Origin of the sequence: Pseudomonas sp. AF32, assembly GCF_022342325.2 — a bacterium.
GTDB classification, from domain to species: domain Bacteria; phylum Pseudomonadota; class Gammaproteobacteria; order Pseudomonadales; family Pseudomonadaceae; genus Aquipseudomonas; species Aquipseudomonas uvaldensis.
The window spans coordinates 11,329-30,062 of sequence record NZ_RQJK02000010.1 but is presented as its reverse complement, the minus strand read 5'-3'; the positions used below and the strand labels follow the sequence as shown (position 1 = coordinate 30,062).

Here is an 18,734-nt window from a genome sequence, read left to right as displayed (position 1 = left end):
CCCCTCGGCATCCCAAAAGCCCAGGTCGCCCGTGCGGTACAGCCGCGCCGTCGGGTCGCTGCTGAACGGGTCGGCCAGGAAACGCTCCCGGGTCAGCTCCGGGCGGCGATGGTAACCGCGCCCGACGCCGGCACCGCCGATGTACAGCTCGCCCGGCACGCCCACTGGCAAGGGTTGCATGGCTTCGTCGAGAACATGCACCTGAGTGTTGTCGATGGGGCGGCCGATGTGCGGCTGGAACCCTCGGTCACGGTCCATCGACACCCAGGTCGAATAGACAGTGGTTTCGGTCGGGCCGTAGAGGTTGTTGACCTGGCGCACGGCGCTGTCGGCGAACAACCGCTCCACCAATGCCCCGGGCAATGCCTCGCCGGCCAGGTTGACGCATTCCAGCGAAGCCGCCAGGGCGTCGGCGCGCAGCAGCGCGTCGAGCGCCGACGGCACCGTGTTGAGCAGGCTCAGGTCCGGGCGCTGGTCGAGCAAGGCGAGGGCGTCGTCCACCAGTTCGAGGGTGCCGCCACAGGACAGCGGCGCAAAGCATTCGAATACCGACAGGTCGAAGTTGATCGAAGTGCTGAACAGGCTGCGCTCAAGGGTTTGCGCACTGAAGCTGCGCAGCGCCCAGTCAAGGAAGTTACGCGCGTTGCGGTGCTCAATCATCACGCCCTTGGGCTGACCGGTGGAACCGGAGGTATAGATCATGTAGGCCAGGTGATGGGGCTCAAGCCCCGCGCCCAACGGCGCGCCACCCAGCGGTGCGTTACCGCCGCGCAGCACCTCGTCGACATTCAAGCGCTGGCAATCGCCGGCGAGGGCCAGCGTCAGCGGCGCATCGCCCATCGCCAGGATTGCCACCGGAGCGCTGTCTTCGAGCATGTAGGCCAGGCGCTGGGCCGGGTACGCCGGGTCCAGCGGAACATAGGCACCGCCGGCCTTGAGCACAGCCAGGAGCGCGACGACCAGTTCGGGGCTGCGGCGCAAATGGATGCCGACTCGCTGGTCGGGGCCGACGCCGAGTGCTTGCAGGTGCAGGGCCAAGAGACGGGCCTGGCGGTCCAGTTGGGCATAGGTCAGCTCGCGGTCCTTGCAACGCACCGCCACCGCCGCCGGCGTCAGCCGTGCCTGGGCTTCAACGCGCTCGTGCAGCAGGGCGCGTTCAGGTTGGGCGCGCTGGGTGGCGTTGAACCGCGCCAGTTGCTGGCGTTCTTGCGCCGGCAGTACATCGAGGCAACGGGTAAGCCGCTGCGGGTCGGTGTCCAAGGCCTGGACAAGGCTCGCCAGGGCGCAATGCATGAAGCTCCAGGCCCGTTGCGCGCCCACCGTACCGGCAATCTGCGCAGTCAGGTTGAAGCCCTGGCCCAGGTCGTCCACCGAAAAGGTGAAGGGATAGTTGGTGCGCTCGGCAGTACTCAGCACGCGCATGCCCTCCACCTGCTGGTGCGGGGTGTCTTCCAGGCTGTAGCGGAAATTGAGCAAGGCGCAGAACAGCGGCGTACCGGACGGCACGCTGCTGCAACGTTGGGCCAGGGCTAATGGCGTGTGCTCGTGTTCGAGCAGCGCCGACAACGTCTGATGGGTGTGTTGCAGGCTGTCGACCACCGAACGCTGTGCAAAACCGATGCGCAGCGGCAGGGTATTGATGAAAACGCCCAATGCCTGGTCGGCGCCTTGCACCCCTTGCAGTCGCCCCAGCAACACCGTGCCGAACACTACATCGGCGCGGCCGGTGGCCTTGCCCAACACCAGCGCCATGGCCAGGTGAAAGAGGCTGGCCACACCCACCCGATGTCGACGCGCCGCTTGGCGCAGGGCGGTCGCCAGTGTCGGTTCGAGGGGCGCGCGTACTTCGTCGAGGGCGCCGGTGTTCTGCACATCGAGCAGCCCGAACGGGGCCGTGGGCTCGCTGACATCGGCCAGCATCGATTCGAAAAACGCCTGCTGTCGGGCACTGTCCTGGCCACGCCGGGCGTGGGCAACGAAGCGGCGGAACGGCACGGGCTCCCCCAGTGCATTGCTCTGGCCCTGTTGAATCAGAACGATTTCTTCGACCATGCGCTCCAGGGTGGTGTGGTCCAGTACCAGGTGATGGTGCAAGACCTGCAACAGCCAACGCTGCTGCGCGGCGTCGAATGCCTTCACCATCCGCAGCAGCGGCGCCTGGCGGATGTCCAGGCGCCGCTGGCGGGGATCGGTGTGGGTTTGCAACTGCGCCAGCGCATCGTCCTGGGTGATGCGCAGCACCTCGACCGGCAGCGGCGCGGTGCGCCAGACCACCTGCACCGGTTGGTCCAGGTCTTCCCAGGCCAGGGCGGTGCGCAGGATGTCGTGACGCTCGATGACCCGTTGCAAGGCTTCGCAGAACGCGTCCAGGCCGGTCTCCTGGTCAAACGCCAGGGTGGTGTGCAGTAGGTAGGTATCGCCCTGGTCCTGCAAGAGATAATGAAAAAACAGACCTTCCTGCAACGGCGCCAAGGGGTAGATGTCCTGGACGTTGGCCGCGCCCCCTTCAACGCCGGCAACGATCCGATCGATCTGTGCTTGGGTCAGGTCCACCAGAGGCAGCAAGTCTGGGGTGATCCGGGTGCAGCCCGGCGGTAGGGGACCACCTGCTGCATCAGGGGCGTCGGTCGGCGTCTCGCCGGGCTTGGTCAGGATCGCCGCGAGTGCACCAACCGTGGGGGCGCCGAACAGGGTGCGCACATCGATGGCACAACCGTCCACCCGCAGCTGCTCGACCAGTTGCACAGCCATCAGCGAATGCCCGCCCAAGGCAAAGAAATTGTCCTGGCGTCCCACCCGCGGCACGCCGAGGGTCTGTGCCCAGAGCTCGGCGAGGCGACTTTCCACCGGCCCCTGGGGGGCTTCGTAGTGCTCCAGGGCGAAGTGCTCTTTAGCAGGCTCGGGCAGGGCGCGGCGGTCCAGTTTGCCGTTGGCCGTCAGGCTGAAAGCCTCCACATGTACAAAGGCGGCTGGCAGCATGTAATCGGGCAATACCGCGGCCAAGCGAGCCCGCAGTTCGTTGGCTTGCTGGGCCTGGGTCGCGCTGAAATAAGCCAACAAGCGCTGCTGGGCGTCGACCCGCACCACCGCTTCGGTGATGCCGGGCAGCGCCTTGAGCTGCGCTTCGATTTCCCCCAGCTCGATGCGAAAACCGCGGACCTTGACCTGCAAGTCGTTGCGCCCGAGGTACATTAGCACGCCGTCCGCACGCCAGCGCACCAGGTCACCGGTGCGGTACAGCCGCGTTCCAGGCGTGAAGGGGTTGGTGACGAAGCGCTCTTCGCTCAACTGTGGCTGGTTCAGGTAACCGAGGGCCAGCCCGTCGCCACCGATGTACAGCTCGCCGACGACGCCGATGGGCACTGCCTGGCGCTGCCCGTCGAGGACGTAGACCTGAGTGTTGCCGATGGGCCGACCGATGGGAATGTCGCCCGCCAGCGCATCCTCGAGGGTGATGCAATGGGTGGTGGCGAAGGTGGTGCTTTCAGTGGGTCCGTAGCCGTTGAGCAACTGCCCGGGAGGCGAGTGGCGCAGTACTCGCTCGATGCACCGCGGGTCCAGCACGTCGCCGCCGACCATCAGCAACCGCAGGGCGGAGAACGCCGGAGCCAGGGCCTCGGCGAACTGATGGAACAACCCGGCGGTGAGCCACAGCACGCTGACTTCGTGGCGCAACAGGTGTTCATTCAAGCGCCCGGCGTCGAGCACGGTCTGGCGCGGGCAGACCACCAGACAGCTACCGTTGAGCAAGGCGCCCCAGATTTCCAGCGTGCTGGCATCGAAGGCCGGGTTGGCAGCCAGGGCGATACGGTCCTGGGCGGTGAAGTCGGCAAAGCCATTGTTGAGCACCAGTCGGGCGACTGCCCGGTGCAGCACCTGCACGCCTTTGGGCGCGCCGGTGGAACCGGAGGTGTACATGATGTAAGCAGGGGCATTCGCCGGCACCGCGTTGATCTGGCGCCGGGGCGCGTCATCGTCCAGGGAAAGGTCCGAGTCCCACGGGACCAGCACCCGGCACGCCATGGGCGCGTCCAGCGGCGCGGCTGGCCATTCGTCAACGAGTAACCAGGCGCTGGCGCAATCCTCGAGCATGGCACGCTGGCGCTGCGCCGGGGTGGCGGTGTCGATGGGCACGTAGGTCGCACCATTTTTCAGAATTGCCAGGATGGCCAGGATCAAGCGCGGGCCACGCTCCAGGCACAGCGCCACCCGGGCGCCTTCGCCAATACCTTGGGCAGCCAGCCAGTGCGCCAGTTGCTCGGCGCGCTGGTCGAGCTGGCGGTAACTCATGGCGCCGGTGACGTCCTGGATCGCCGTGGCTTCGGGCCGACGGCGGGCCTGGGCCTCGAAGAGGCTGTGCAAGGGTTCATCAGCGGGGTAGTCGCGGGCCGTGTCATTGAAGCCGCGCAACACCTGATGACGTTCGTCGTCACCGAGAATCGACAGTCCGTCGAGCGTCTGCCGGTCATCGTCGATCATCGCTTGCAAGGTGGTGCACAGCGCCTGCCAATGACGTTGCACGGTGGCAGCGTCGAACAGGGCGGTGGCATAGGTCAGGCGGCCGGCGATCATGCCGTCGCGTTCGTGCAGGTTCAGGGTCAGGTCGAACTTGGCGCTGTCTTCGGTGGTGGTCAGCGGCGTGAGCTCAAGTGCGCCCAGTTCCAGGCTCGGCTGCGGCGCGTTCTGCCAGGCGAACATAACTTGGAAGATCGGGCTGTGGGCCAGCGAACGCGGCGGGTTCAGTGCCTCCACCACCTGCTCGAAGGCGACGTCCTGGTGCGCCTGGGCGTCCAGAGCGGTGCGCCGCACTTGGGCCAGCAACTGATCCACCCGCAGGGCATCGGTAAACCGCACCCGCAGGGCCTGGGTGTTGACGAAGAAGCCGATCAACGGCTCGACTTCGGCGCGGGTGCGATTGGCCAGAACCGAGCCGATCACCAGGTCTTCCTGCCCGGAGAGGCGCGCCAGGACCACCGACCAGGCGGCCAGCACGGTCATGAACAGGGTGTTGCCATGGCGCTCGCTCAGTTGCCTGAGAGCCTGCACCAATATCGCATCCATGCTCACGTCGAGACTGGCGCCGGTAAAATCCTGCTGCGCTGGCCGCGGCCGGTCCAGCGCCAACTGCAGCAACGGCGGGGCGTCTGCGAGTTGCTCACGCCAGTAGTCCAATTGTTCGGTGACTCGTTGGACCTGACGGGAAGAGCGCTGCCACAACGCATAATCGGCGTACTGAATGGCCAGTGGTGGCAGGGGATCGGTGCGGTCCTGGATGAACGCTTGATAGAGCACGCTCAGCTCACGAGTGAGCACACCCAGCGACCAGGCATCACCGACGATATGGTGCAAGGTCACCAGCAGCACATGCTCCTGGTCGGCCAGGCGCAACAGACAGCCACGGATCAGCGGCCCTTGTGCCAGGTCGAAAGGTGCTTCGGCGGCTTCGACGCAGTGAGCCTGAAACGCCATGGGTGGCTGGCCCCGCAGGTCGACGCTGCGCAGGAAGAAACCTGCTGGCGGGTCGATGACTTGGCAGGGCTCGCCGCCTTCGGCCACGAACCGGGTGCGCAGGGCTTCATGCCGCTCGACGATGCGTGACAGCGCGGCGCGCAACGCCGCTTCGTCCAGATCGCCGCGCAAGCGCAAACCGCCAGCCATGTGGTAAGCAGCACTGGCCTGGGCATCCAGGTGGGCGATGAACCACAGGCGTTGCTGGGCGAACGACAGCGGCAGCGGCGCCTGCCGGGCTGCGACCGGTATCGGCGCCGCGCCAAGGTGGCCGGACGCGGCCAAGGCTTCGATGGCGCGCGCCTGCTGTTGCAAGGTCGGGTTTTCGAACACACTGGCCAGGGGCAGCTCGATCCGCAACTGTTGGCGCAATTGAGAAACCAGTTGCACGGCCAGCAGCGAATGCCCCCCGGATTGGAAGAAGTGCGCCTGGCGACCGACCTGCGCCAATCCCAGCAGGCGGCCCCAGATCGCCGCCAGTTGGGTTTCCAACGGGCCTTGGGGTGCCTCGAAGGGGCCGTCGACTGCCTGATCCGGGGCCGGCAAGGCACTTCGATCGAGTTTGCCGTTGGGGGTCAGGGGCAGCGCCGGCAAGGCGACATAGGCACTGGGCTGCATGTACTCGGGCAGCGTCGCGGCCAGGACATCGCGCAATTGCGCCTCGCTCACCGGGACCTCGGGCTGCATCACCCAGTACGCCACCAGGCGTGGGTCGCCCGGCGCGTCCTGGCGGGCGATGACCACCGCGTGCTGCACACCCGGCACCCGGCTGAGGGTGCTTTCGATTTCGCCCAATTCGATGCGATAGCCGCGCACTTTGACCTGGAAATCGTTGCGGCCCAGGTACAACAACTGCCCGTCGGGCGTCCATCGACCGAGGTCGCCGGTGCGATACATTCGCGCGCCGGCTTCGCTGGCGAACGGGTCCTGGACGAAACGCTCCTCGGTCAGCGCCGGCCGATTCAGGTAGCCGCGCGCCACCCCGGCGCCACCGATGTAGATTTCGCCGGTAACCCCCAAGGGCACCAACTGGCGATGGGCGTCGAGCAGGTACACCCGGGTATTGTCCAGTGGCCGGCCGATGCCCGGTACGAAACCCTGCTCACGGTCCATCGACACCCAGGTCGAGTAGGTGGTGGTTTCCGAAGGGCCATACAGGTTGCACAGCCGCCGTACCGCGCTGTTGGCGAAAATTTGCTCCACCAGTCCCTGCTTGAGGGGTTCGCCCGCCAGGTTGACCACCTGTGTCGACGCCGGAATCGCCTGGGCGCCGACCAGCGCATCGAGCGCCGAAGGCACGCTGTTGATCAGCGTCACCGGCACGGGGTGGTCGAGCAGCGCCAGGGCATTGGTGGCCATGTGCAGGGTCGCGCCGGCGGCCAGCGGCACGAAGTATTCGAAGACCGCCAGGTCGAAGTTGATTGACGTGGCGAACAGGCTGTCGCGCAGGCTGGCGGCGTCGAAAGCATGCAACGCCCAGTGCAACAGGTTGCAGGCGTTACGGTGCTCGATCATCACGCCCTTGGGAGTACCGGTGGAGCCGGAGGTGTAGATCACGTAAGCCAGGTGATGCGCGCCCAGGCCCAGTTGGGCGGGGTCCGGGTTGTCGGCGGGTTGTTCGGCCAGGCGTGCCTGGGTCTGCGGGTCGTCCAGGCACACCCGCGTGCAGCCATCGCTGACGGCCACGTTCGATTGCAGTGCAGTGACCGTCAGCAACGCCCGCGGTGTGCTGTCGTCGAGCATGTGCGCCAAGCGCTCGCGGGGGTAGGCCGGGTCCAGCGGGACGTAGGCCGCTCCGGCCTTGAGAATGCCCAGCAGGGCCACCAGCAGGTGCGGACCACGCTCAAGACAAATCGCCACGCGACTGTCGGGGCGAACCCCGGTTTGCAACAACAGGTGGGCCAGGCGATTGGCCTGGTGGTTGAGCTGCCCGTAGGTCAACGGCGCGGCGCCGCCAGCGGCGTCAAAACGTGCGGCGATGGCCTCGGGTTGACGCTCGGCCTGCTGTTCCAGGGCGCGATGCAGCAAGTCCTCGGCGGGCCGTTCGCGGGCCGTGGCGTTGAAGGTCTGTAGCAGTCGCTGGCGTTCCGCCTCGGGCAATACCGAAAGGTGACAGGCCAGTGTGTCGGGCTGCCGTTCGAGGGCGTCCAGCAGGTTTTCCAGCGCACTGCCAAGCCAGCCGAGCACCGGCGCGGCGCCGACCTGAGGGGCGATCTGCAGGCTCAACGAGAAACCCTCGCCGAGGTCGTCCACCGAGAGGTTGAACGGGTAATTGGTGCGTTCCTCGCCGCCGAGCACGCGCATGCCAGCGAGCGCAGGCGCCTGGTCATTGCCCACGCTGTGGCGGTAATTGAGCAGTGCCGAGAACAACGCGGTGCCATTGGGCAGGGCGCTGCAGCGTTGGGCCAGGGCCAGGGGCGCATGTTCGTGGGCAATCAGTCGGCTGAGCAGGGTGTGGGTTTGCTGCAGCGCCTGCTCCACGGGGACTGCCAGGCGGACCCGCAGCGGCAGGGTATTGATGAACAGGCCCATGGCCGTGGCGGCCTCGGCAGCGCCCGACAATCGCCCGAACATCACCGTGCCGAACACCACGTCGTCGCGACCGCTGGTCTTGCCCAGTACCATCGCCCAGGCCAGGTGGAACAGGCTCGCGCTGCTGACTTGCAGGCGCCGCGACAGCTCGCGGATGCGTCGACTCAACGTCACCGGCAGCGGCGCCTCCAACGTCTGCACCTGGCTACCATCGCCGCGTACATCGAGCAGGCCGCACGGTGCGGTAGGCTCGTCGATATCACCCAACAGTTCACTGAAAAAAGCCGTGTGTTGCGCGTCGCTCAAGCCCTGGCGCGCGCGCATGACGAAGTCGCGAAACGGTTGTGGCGGCTGCAATTGGTCCACGCGACCTTGCTGGATCGCCGCGACTTCCCCCACCAGCCGCTCCAGGGAGGTGTGGTCCATGACCGCGTGATGATGCAGCAGTTGCAACAGCCAACGCCCGCCGGCCGGGTCCTCGGCGGCGACTGCGCGCATCAGTGGCGCCTGGCGAAGGTCCAGGCGTTGCCGACGCGGATCGGTATGGGCTCGCAGCGCGGCCGCGACATCGGCCTGGTCGGTGGCGAATCGCTCCATGATCAGTGGAGCCTGACGCCAGACCACCTGCACCGGTTCGTCGAGGCCTTCCCAGGCCAGCGCGGTACGCAGGATGTCGTGACGGGCGATGGCCTGGTTCAGGGCTTCCATGAAGCGCCGCAGGCAGGCCTCATTGTCGAAGGCCAGCAACACGTGGAGCAAATAAGTGTCGCCATGCGCCTGCAGAAGATGGTGAAACAGAATGCCGGCCTGCAACGGCACCAGCGGATAGATATCCTGAATATTCGCCGCGCCACCGGGCACGCCGGCCACGATGCTTTCGATCTGCGCCTGATCGAGCTGGCACAGGTCGAACATCGCCGGGGTGATATGGGTGGTCCCCACCGGCAGTCCGCTGGTCCGGACCGCCGGGGTCGCGGGCTGGCGCAGTGCTTCGATCAGCGCCGGTTTGTGGCTGCGCAGCAGTGCGATCAGTGCCTGATCGGCCAGGACTTCGTCGTCGGCCACCACCGACAGTTGGTCGCCGCGCAGGGACAGGGTGACGCCACGGTGTTTGAGCAAGGCCAGCAATTGATCCGCAGTCACAGGAGCAGTTCCTTCAATGGAGTGGTGACCGCCGCCAGACCGGCGAGGGTCGGCGCGGTGAACAGTTGGCTGATGTCGGCCCGCAGGTTGTGTTGGCGCAAGCGCTCGACCAGCCCCATGGCGATCAGCGAATGGCCGCCCAGGGCGAAGAAATTGTCGTGGCGACTGACCCGCTCGACATTCAACAGCTCGCACCAGAGGGCGGCCAGGACGATCTCGATTTCGCCTTGGGGGGCCTCATAGGGCGTCTGCACGAACGCCTGGGCGTCCGGCTCGGGCAGCGCGTTGCGGTCGAGCTTGCCGTTGGCGGTCAGCGGCAGCCGGTCCAAACACACATAGGCGCTGGGCAGCATGTAGTCGGGCAACTGTTCGCTCAGGGTGGTGCGGGCCTGGCCTGGAGTCGGCAGTGTGTCGCCCTGCAAGTAAGCGATCAGCCGGTCCACGCCGTGGCGATCGGGACTGCCCACCACCACGGCCTGGCGCACTCCGGGCAGTGCCAGCAGGTGGCTTTCGATTTCACCCGGTTCGATGCGATGCCCGTGGATCTTCACCTGGAAGTCGGTGCGTCCCAGGTAACTGAGGCTGCCATCCGACTCCCAGCGGCCCAGGTCGCCGGTACGATACAAGCGCGCATCGGGTTCGCGGGTAAACGGGTCGACAAAGAAACGTTCGCCGGTGAGCGCCTCACGCCGCCAATAGCCGCGCGCCACGCCCTGGCCGCCGATATGAATCTCTCCGACCACCCCCAGCGGGACGCGCCGACCATGGGCGTCGAGCACCTGCACCCGGGTATTGGGCAGCGGCTGTCCGAGGCTCGGCAGCGCATGTTGATCGAGCCAGGCGCTGGTAGTGTCGACGGTGCACTCGGTGGGGCCGTAGACATTCAGGACACGCAGATCGGATTCCTTGGCCAGTTGTGTCCACAGTTCAGCGGGTACCGCCTCGCCACCCAGCAGGATGCGCGGCGGCAATGGCTGTGGCTGGGCTTGGGCCTGCCGGTGCTTGAGCAGGGCTTGCAACTGGCTCGGCGTGCAATCGAACAGTGTGACCTGCTGGTGGTGCAGGTAATCCAGCAGGGCCCCGGCATCCAGCCGTATACGTTTGGGAATCAGCACCAGGCAGTGACCACTGAGCCATTGGCAAAGCTGCTGCACCGAGGCATCGAAGGCCATCGACGCATTGAGTGAGCAGCGGCTGTTGGGGGGCAGGTCGTCCAAACGCTGGCGCAGGCCGGCCCACAGATTGAGCACCGAGCGGTGCTCGACCATGACCCCTTTGGGCTGCCCGGTGGAGCCGGAGGTGTAGATCATGTACGCCAGGTCAGTCGGCTGGGGGCCGGGTGCGGATTCTGCCGTTGCCGGGACTTGCAGCCAGCCAGGTTGTACGGGCGCGTCGAGGCTGATCAACGGTCCGCCCGTGAAGGCGGGCAGCCGGTCGCCCACCTGCTCCTGGGTGATCAGCGCCGCGGGGGCACTGTCATCCAGCAGATAGGCGAGGCGGCTGGCCGGGTAGTCGGGATCCATCGGCACGTAGGCACAGCCGGCTTTCCACACCGCCAGCAAGGCAACCGCCGCATGCGCCTGGCGCTCCAGGCAGACAGCGACGAACTGACCGCGCCGCAGCCCTTGGCCCAGCAGGTGATGGGCCAGGCGGTCAGCTTGCCGGTCGAGCTCACGGAACGTCAGGGACTGATGCTCGTCGATTACCGCCAAGGCGTCCGGCGTTGCCGCGACCTGTTCGGCAAACCGCTGCACCAGCGTTCCCTCGGGCGCAACCGTGGGCGGCGGGTTGAGGCGGTCCAGGTACGCCTCTTCTTGCGGGGGAAGCACGCGCAATTGCTGCACCGGCATCTCGCCTGTCTGTGCCAGGTTCTCTACCAGCGAGTCGAGGGCTTGCAGCATGAATTCGACGAGCCGCTCGGGCGAGTGTTCGGGGTGCGTCTGGGCCGTGAGCTGGAAACCTTCGCCCAGGTCATCCATCGCCAGGTTGAAGGGGTAGTGGGTGCGTTCCTCACTGTGCAGCAGGGTCATTCCCGGCATCGCCTGGGGGATGTTCGCTTGCCCGGCATGGCTGTAGCGGTAGTTGAACAGCGCGCTGAACAGGGCCGTGCCCGCCGGTACCGCGCTGCATCGCTGGGCCAGCGCCAGCGGGGTCTGCTCGTGGCAGAGCAGACCGTTCAACGTCTCCTGAACCCTCTGCAGCACGGCGCGGGTGCTGCCTTGCAGGCGCACGCGCAATGGCAGCGTGTTGATGAACAGGCCCAGGGTCCGGTCCGCATGGGCGCCAGCTTGCAGGCGTCCGAACAGCACCGTGCCGAACACCACATCGTCGCGGCCGCTGAGGCGTTCCAGCACCAATGCCCACGCCAGATGGCAGATACCTGCCACGCTCACGCCATGGGCATGGGCCTGCTGGCGCAGCCGGCGCGCCAGCTCCGGGCTCAACGCTTGCCGGTGCTCCAGGGCGTGCCAGCGCGGATCGGCGTGCAAATCGACGTCGAAAGGCAGGGTCGGCTCGTCCAGGTCGCCCAACTGCTCGCTGAAGAATTTGCGCGCAGCGTCCACCACCTCCGGGCGCCGTGCCTGGGCCACCAGGCCGCGGGGGCTGGTGGGCGCGGGCAATTCTGCCCGACGACCGCCTTCGATCAGCGCAATTTCTTCGACCATCAACTCCAGGGAGGTGTGATCCACCACCACATGGTGATGGAGCAACAACAGCAGCCAACGATCATGGACCGCGTCAAAGGCTACGCGGGCTTCGATCAGCGGCGCCTGGCGCAGGTCGAGACGGAAATGGCGCGGGTCGGCGCTGGCGTGCAAGCGGGCAGCGATATCCTCGCCGTCGAGCACCAGGCGTCGGGGCGTGAACGCGACGTGTCGCAGGACCACCTGCAATGGCTCGCCCAGATCCTCCCAGAGCACCAGGGTACGCAGCGCGTCATGCCGGGCAATGACCTGTTCCAGCGCGGCGCAGAACCGTTGCAGGCAGGCCTCGTCGGTAAACGCCAGCAAACTGCGTAGCACGTAGCGATCACCGTCACGCTGGGCCCGGTGGTGATAGAGCATGCCTTCCTGCAACGGGCCCAGCGGGTAGATGTCCTGGATATTGGCCGCTCCGCCGGGCACCTGCGCGGCGATCTGGTCGATACGCGTCTGGGACAGCGTCACCAGGTCGAGCATCTCGGGGGTGATGCGCGAGCAGGAGCGCGCGATGGTACTGACACTGGCCTCGGGCGCGGCGCTGCTGTCGAGTGCTTCCAGGCGCCGGGCCTGGGCGGCGAGGGTCGAGCGCTCGAAGACGCTGCGGATGTCCAGATTCCAACCATTGCGGCGCAGTTGCCCGAGCAGTTGCACCGCGAGCAGCGAATGCCCGCCAAGGCTGAAGAAGTCATCCTCGCGGTCGATGTCCGGTTGGCCGAGCACTTGCGCCCAAATCGCCGCCAGACGTTGTTCGGTGTCACCGCGGGGCGGCTGCCTGATGCCGTCGGCGATGGGGGTGCCGGGCATCGGCAGGGCCTGGCGGTCGAGCTTGCCGTTGGGCGTCAGTGGCAGGCGCTCCAGGAGGATGCAGGCGCTGGGCAGCATGTAGTCCGGCAAGCGGTGTTCAAGATAGGTGCGTACAGCCGCCGTGCCGAGGGTTGGCGCGTGGGCATCCTCGGCCACCAGGTAGGCAACCAGTCGCGGGTCGCCGGACGGCGCGGATTGCGCTACCACTACCGCTTCGCGTACGCCCGGCAGGCCCAGCAACTGGGCCTCGACTTCCCCCAGTTCAATGCGAAAACCGCGCACTTTGACCTGGAAGTCGTTGCGCCCCAGGTAGTCCAGCTGACCGTCGGCCCGCCAGCGCCCCAGGTCGCCGGTGCGGTACATGCGCGCCGCGGGATCGTCGACGAATGGATCGGGCAGGAAGCGTTCGGTGGTCAGTTCGCTGCGGTTCAAATAGCCTCGCGCGACACCGGCGCCACCGATGTAGATCTCCCCGGCCACGCCCAGCGGCACTGGCTGGCGATGCCGGTCCAACACGTAAATCCGGGTGTTGTCCAAAGGGCGACCAATGCCGGTCAGGTAACCGTCTTCGCGGTGCATCGACAGCCAGGTGGAGTAAGTGGTGGTTTCGGTCGGGCCGTAGAGGTTGCACACCCGGCGCACCGCGCTGCGGCTGAACAATTGCGCCACCAGCGGCGCCTTGAGGGGTTCGCCGGCCAGGTTGATGACGCGGACGGTGTCGGGGATGGCGTCGATCCGCGCCAGTTGCTCCACCGCCGAGGGCACGCTGTTGACCAGCGTCACGGCCCGTGGCTGGGCCACCAGTGAGAGGGCGTTGTCCACCAGTTGCAGGGTCGCGCCGGCGGCCAGCGGCACGAAGCATTCGAACACCGCCAGGTCGAAGTTGATCGAGGTGGCGAACAGGCTCAGTTGCATCTCCTCGACCTGGAAATTATCCAGCGCCCAATGCAGCAGGTTACCGGCGTTGCGGTGTTCGATCATCACGCCCTTGGGCAGGCCTGTGGAGCCGGAGGTGTAGATCACGTAGGCCAGGTGCGCCGGGGTCAGGTCCGGGATCTTTGGGTTGTCCAGGGACAGGACGCCCAGGCGGTCCGCCAGCGGCGGCGAGTCCAGCTGCCACTGGGCGGCGCCGGACGACGCCGGTAAACGCCCATGCGCGGTCTGGCTGGTGAGCACCAGGCGCGGCGCACTGTCTTCAAGCATGTGCACCAGGCGTGCCGCCGGATAGGCCGGGTCCAGCGGCACGTAGGCTGCACCGGCCTTCAGGGTGGCGAGCATGGCCACCAGCAGGTGAGGGCCGCGTTCAAGGCAAATCGCTACCCTATCATCGGGGCGCACGCCGGCGGCCAGCAAGGCATGGGCCAGTTGATTGGCACGGCCATTGAGTTGCGCATAGGTGAGCGACGTCTCCCCGGCGCTGTCGATCTGCGCCGCCACCCGATCAGGATGCAGGGCTGCCTGCTGCTCGAAGGGCTCATGCAGCAGGGTGTCGCGTGGGTGCGCCCGGTGGGTGGCATTGAACCCGTTCAGCACTTGCTCGCGCTGGGCGGGGGGCAATGTGTCCAAGGTGCAAGCCCGTATCGTCGGTGTCGACTCCAGGCTCTGTGCCAACACTTCAAGGGCATGGACCATATGGGCCAACACCGCCTCGGCGTTCACCGAATGATGGATTTGCCCGGTGAGGGCGAAGCCGTCGCCGAGGTCGTCCACAGACAGACTGAACGGATAGTTGCTGCGTTCCTCGCTGCCCAGCCACTGCGTACCGGGCAGCGCGAACGCCGGTTGTGCGCTGCGTTGAGCCTGACTGTGACGAAAGTTCAGCAACGCCGAAAACAGCGGCGTCTGGGCGGGCAGGGCACTGCACCGTTGCGCCAGTGCCAGAGGCGCGTGCTCGTGGGTCAGCAATTCGATCAGCCGGCCGTGGGTCTGTCGCAGTGCCGTGTGCAGCGGCGCGTCGAGATCGATGCGCAGCGGCAAGGTGTTGATGAACATGCCCAGCGCCCGCTCGGCTTGCTCACCGGCGCTGAAACGACCGAACAGCACGGTGCCGAATACCACCTCGTCACGACCGCTGGACTTGCCGATCAGCAGAGCCCAGGCCAGGTGGAACAGGCTGGCGACGCCGACCTCCCAGGTCTTGGCCAACCGTCGCAAGCGCAGGGCCAGGGCCGGTTCCAGCGCACGTTGGGCCTCGCGATTATCGCGGCCCGAACCTTGTACGTCGTGCAGCCCATAGGGCAGGGTCGGCTCGGTGAGGTCGCCGAGCAGCCGCTGGAAATAAGCTTCGGCGCTGGCCTGGCGATGGGGCTGGCGCGCCTGGGCGACGAACTGGCGAAACGGCACGCTCGGGGGTAGATGGCAATGGGGGTCGAGCATCAGCTCACGAACTTCGGCAAACAGCGACCCCAAGGTGGCGTGGTCGATGGCCAGGTGATGATGGACCAGTTGCAGTTGCCAGTGTTGTGTCGCGCTGTCGAAACGCACGAAGGCCCGCGCCAGGGGCGCGCGTCGGATGTCCAGCGGCTGGTCGCTGAACCCTTCACCGTCGGCGAGCTGTTGCACCGGCAGAGTCGCGCGACGCCAGACCACCTGCACCGGCTCGTCCAGGCCTTCCCAGAGTACTGCGCTACGCAGCACGTCGTGACGGGCGATAACTTGGTCGAACGCCGCGACGAAGCCTTGCAGTCGCTCATGGCTGTCAAAGGCCAGGGTAGCGCGCAGCAGGTAGGCGTCGTCATCCGGTTGCAACAGGTGCTGGAACAGCAAGCCTTCCTGCAGAGGCGCCAGCGGATAGATGTCCTGGATGTTGGCCGTGCCACCCTCGACCGCCGTGACGATCGAGTCGATCTGCGCTTGCGCAAGGCTGAGCAGGGGCAGTATTTCCGGGATGATACGCAGGCAGTCCGGGTCGATGCCCGAGGCGATGGCGGGCGAGTGGGATTCGGCTGGACTCACCGGGTGTTCGAGCAGCAGGGCCAGATGTTGAAGGTTCGCCGCGCTGAACAAGGTCCCGATGTCGAGGTGCCAACCTTCGGCCCGCAATTGCTCGACCAGTTGCACAGCCATCAGCGAATGCCCGCCCAAGGCAAAGAAATTGTCCTGGCGTCCCACCCGCGGCACGCCGAGGGTCTGTGCCCAGAGCTCGGCGAGGCGACTTTCCACCGGCCCCTGGGGGGCTTCGTAGTGCTCCAGGGCGAAGTGCTCTTTAGCAGGCTCGGGCAGGGCGCGGCGGTCCAGTTTGCCGTTGGCCGTCAGGCTGAAAGCCTCCACATGTACAAAGGCGGCTGGCAGCATGTAATCGGGCAATACCGCGGCCAAGCGAGCCCGCAGTTCGTTGGCTTGCTGGGCCTGGGTCGCGCTGAAATAAGCCAACAAGCGCTGCTGGGCGTCGACCCGCACCACCGCTTCGGTGATGCCGGGCAGCGCCTTGAGCTGCGCTTCGATTTCCCCCAGCTCGATGCGAAAACCGCGGACCTTGACCTGCAAGTCGTTGCGCCCGAGGTACATTAGCACGCCGTCCGCACGCCAGCGCACCAGGTCACCGGTGCGGTACAGCCGCGTTCCAGGCGTGAAGGGGTTGGTGACGAAGCGCTCTTCGCTCAACTGTGGCTGGTTCAGGTAACCGAGGGCCAGCCCGTCGCCACCGATGTACAGCTCGCCGACGACGCCGATGGGCACTGCCTGGCGCTGCCCGTCGAGGACGTAGACCTGAGTGTTGCCGATGGGCCGACCGATGGGAATGTCGCCCGCCAGCGCATCCTCGAGGGTGATGCAATGGGTGGTGGCGAAGGTGGTGCTTTCAGTGGGTCCGTAGCCGTTGAGCAACTGCCCGGGAGGCGAGTGGCGCAGTACTCGCTCGATGCACCGCGGGTCCAGCACGTCGCCGCCGACCATCAGCAACCGCAGGGCGGAGAACGCCGGAGCCAGGGCCTCGGCGAACTGATGGAACAACCCGGCGGTGAGCCACAGCACGCTGACTTCGTGGCGCAACAGGTGTTCATTCAAGCGCCCGGCGTCGAGCACGGTCTGGCGCGGGCAGACCACCAGACAGCCACCGTTGAGCAAGGCGCCCCAGATTTCCAGGGTGCTGGCATCGAAGGCCGGGTTGGCAGCCAGGGCGATACGGTCCTGGGCGGTGAAGTCGGCAAAGCCATTGTCGAGCACCAGCCGGGCGACCGCCCGATGCGGCACCTGCACACCTTTGGGCAAGCCGGTGGAACCGGAGGTGTACATGATGTAGGCAACAGCGCCGGCGCGCTGCGGCGGTGGGTTAGGCGCGTCTTCGAATGAGCCGGCGACATCGATCAGTTGAACGTCTTGCACCGCAGGCCCGTCGTTGCCTTCGACCAGCAGCCAGCCACTGCCACAATCCGCCAGTACCCGCGTCTGATGGGCCAGGGGCGCATCCCGGTCGATGGGCACATAGGTGGCGCCGCGCTTGAGGATGGCCAGCACCGACACGATCAATGCCATGCCGCGCGGTAAAGCCAGCGCCACAGGGTCACCGGCTTTGATGCCACACGCCGCCAGATGTGCGGACAGACGCTCGGCGCGACGGTCGAGCTGGCGGTAGCTCAACGACTGGTCGCCATCGAGCAGTGCCGTAGCCTCGGGCCGCCACCGCACTTGCGCTTCGAACAGGCTGTGCAGGGGCTCGTCGGCCGGGTAGTCACGTAGGCTGGCATTGAACCCATGGAGCACTTGCTGCTGTTCGGCGGCGTCTAGCAGCGAGGCTTCGGCCAGCGGCCGGTCAGGGTCAGCCAGCAGCTGGTCGGTCAGATGCTGAAGGCGCCGCAGGTGCGCGGCCATGTCGTCGGCGCTGAACAGCCGCGGGTCGTAGTTGAACTCCAGGAGCGGCTCGGTTTTCTCCTCGTAATGACGCAGGTAGATGGCCAGCGGATAGCGCTCATGGCCGTTGTGCCAGGTGCGCAGCGCGCATCGTGCCGGCCCCAGGTGCACGTCCCCCGGATACTGTTCGACTGACAGCATCACCTCGAACAAATGGCCGGGATGACCGGCGCGGGCGCGCAACTCGCGATGCAGGGTTTGCAGTGGGTAGCGCTGGTGTCGGTAGCTGCGCAGCGTCTGGCTGGCCACCTGCTGCACGGCGCGGGCAAAGCTCAGCGTCGGATCGACCCGCACCGCCAGTGGCAGGACCGAGGAAAACATCCCGGCCGTACGTTTTTGCAGCGGGTTGCTGCGGTTGTGCACGGGCAGGCCGATGACCAGCTGTTCGCGTTGATCGGTCATTCGGCTGAAATAATAGGCCAACAGGGCGCTGAGGCCGTGGCTCAGCGTGGCGCCCTGGGTTTTCGCCCATTGGCTCAACCGTTCAAGGCGCTCGCTGCCCAGCCTCCAGATCGTCTGGGCACTGGGCACCGGCTCGCCGACGTTGGCTCGGGGGGCCTGCTGGAACAACGGCGCCGGCAGTGCCGGAAATTGTTCGAGCCAGTAATCACGGGCCTTGGCGTAGCGCACCGAATCGAGGAACGCTTGGTCCCGGGCCAGGAAATCGCGATAGCCCTGCGCCAACTCGGCGTCGAGGATGGGCGGCTGGCCTTGCAGCAACCGGTTATAGGCCGCGCTCACGGCTTGGCCGATCAAGCCCACCGAGGTGCCGTCGCAGATCAGGTGATGATAACGGATGTTCCAAAGCGCATGGGTGTCCGACAGCTGGAACCATTCCATGCTCCACAATAGCTGGTCGTAAAGGGTGAACGGGGTACGATTGAGTTGCGTGATGCGGGCCAGGGCTGCGTCGCGGGCCAGGGGTTCGGCGCGCCAGTCGTGGAAGGCGAGAGCGCCCTGCACGGTGTCGTCAACCCGTTGCGTCACGTGCCCAGCGTGCTCGCTGAAGATCAAGCGCAACGCGTCATGCTGGGCCACCACGGCCCGCAGTGCGGCGGTGAACAGGGCGAGGTCCACCGCACCGTGGATTTCCACGGTGACACCGATGTTGTAGGAAGGGGAATCGGGCGACAGCTGTTGATCGAGCCAGACGGACTGTTGGGTAGAACTCAATAGATAGCGTTGCGCTTCGACCAT

At 66.3% G+C, this 18,734-nt stretch carries 2 protein-coding genes (1 of these 2 running past the window's edge); both read right to left on the bottom strand.

Going from position 1 to position 18,734, the window contains the following annotated elements:
• On the bottom strand, positions 1-9,183 hold the 5' portion of the coding sequence (locus EGM97_RS11370; RefSeq protein WP_477788804.1) for a non-ribosomal peptide synthase/polyketide synthase. 8,616 nt of this gene lie to the left of the window's left edge; only the first 9,183 of its 17,799 coding nucleotides appear in the window; the start codon lies at positions 9,181-9,183; its stop codon lies off the left edge, out of view.
• On the bottom strand, positions 9,180-18,734 hold the full coding sequence (locus EGM97_RS11365) for a non-ribosomal peptide synthetase (protein WP_477788803.1): 9,555 nt from the start codon (positions 18,732-18,734) through the stop codon (positions 9,180-9,182). Before EGM97_RS11365 ends, EGM97_RS11370 begins: the two co-directional genes overlap by 4 nt.

Coding starts and splice junctions, on each gene's coding strand:
- EGM97_RS11365 (WP_477788803.1), bottom strand. CDS start 18,734: ATGGTCGAAGCGCAACGCTATCTATTGAGTTCTACCCAACAGTCCGTC.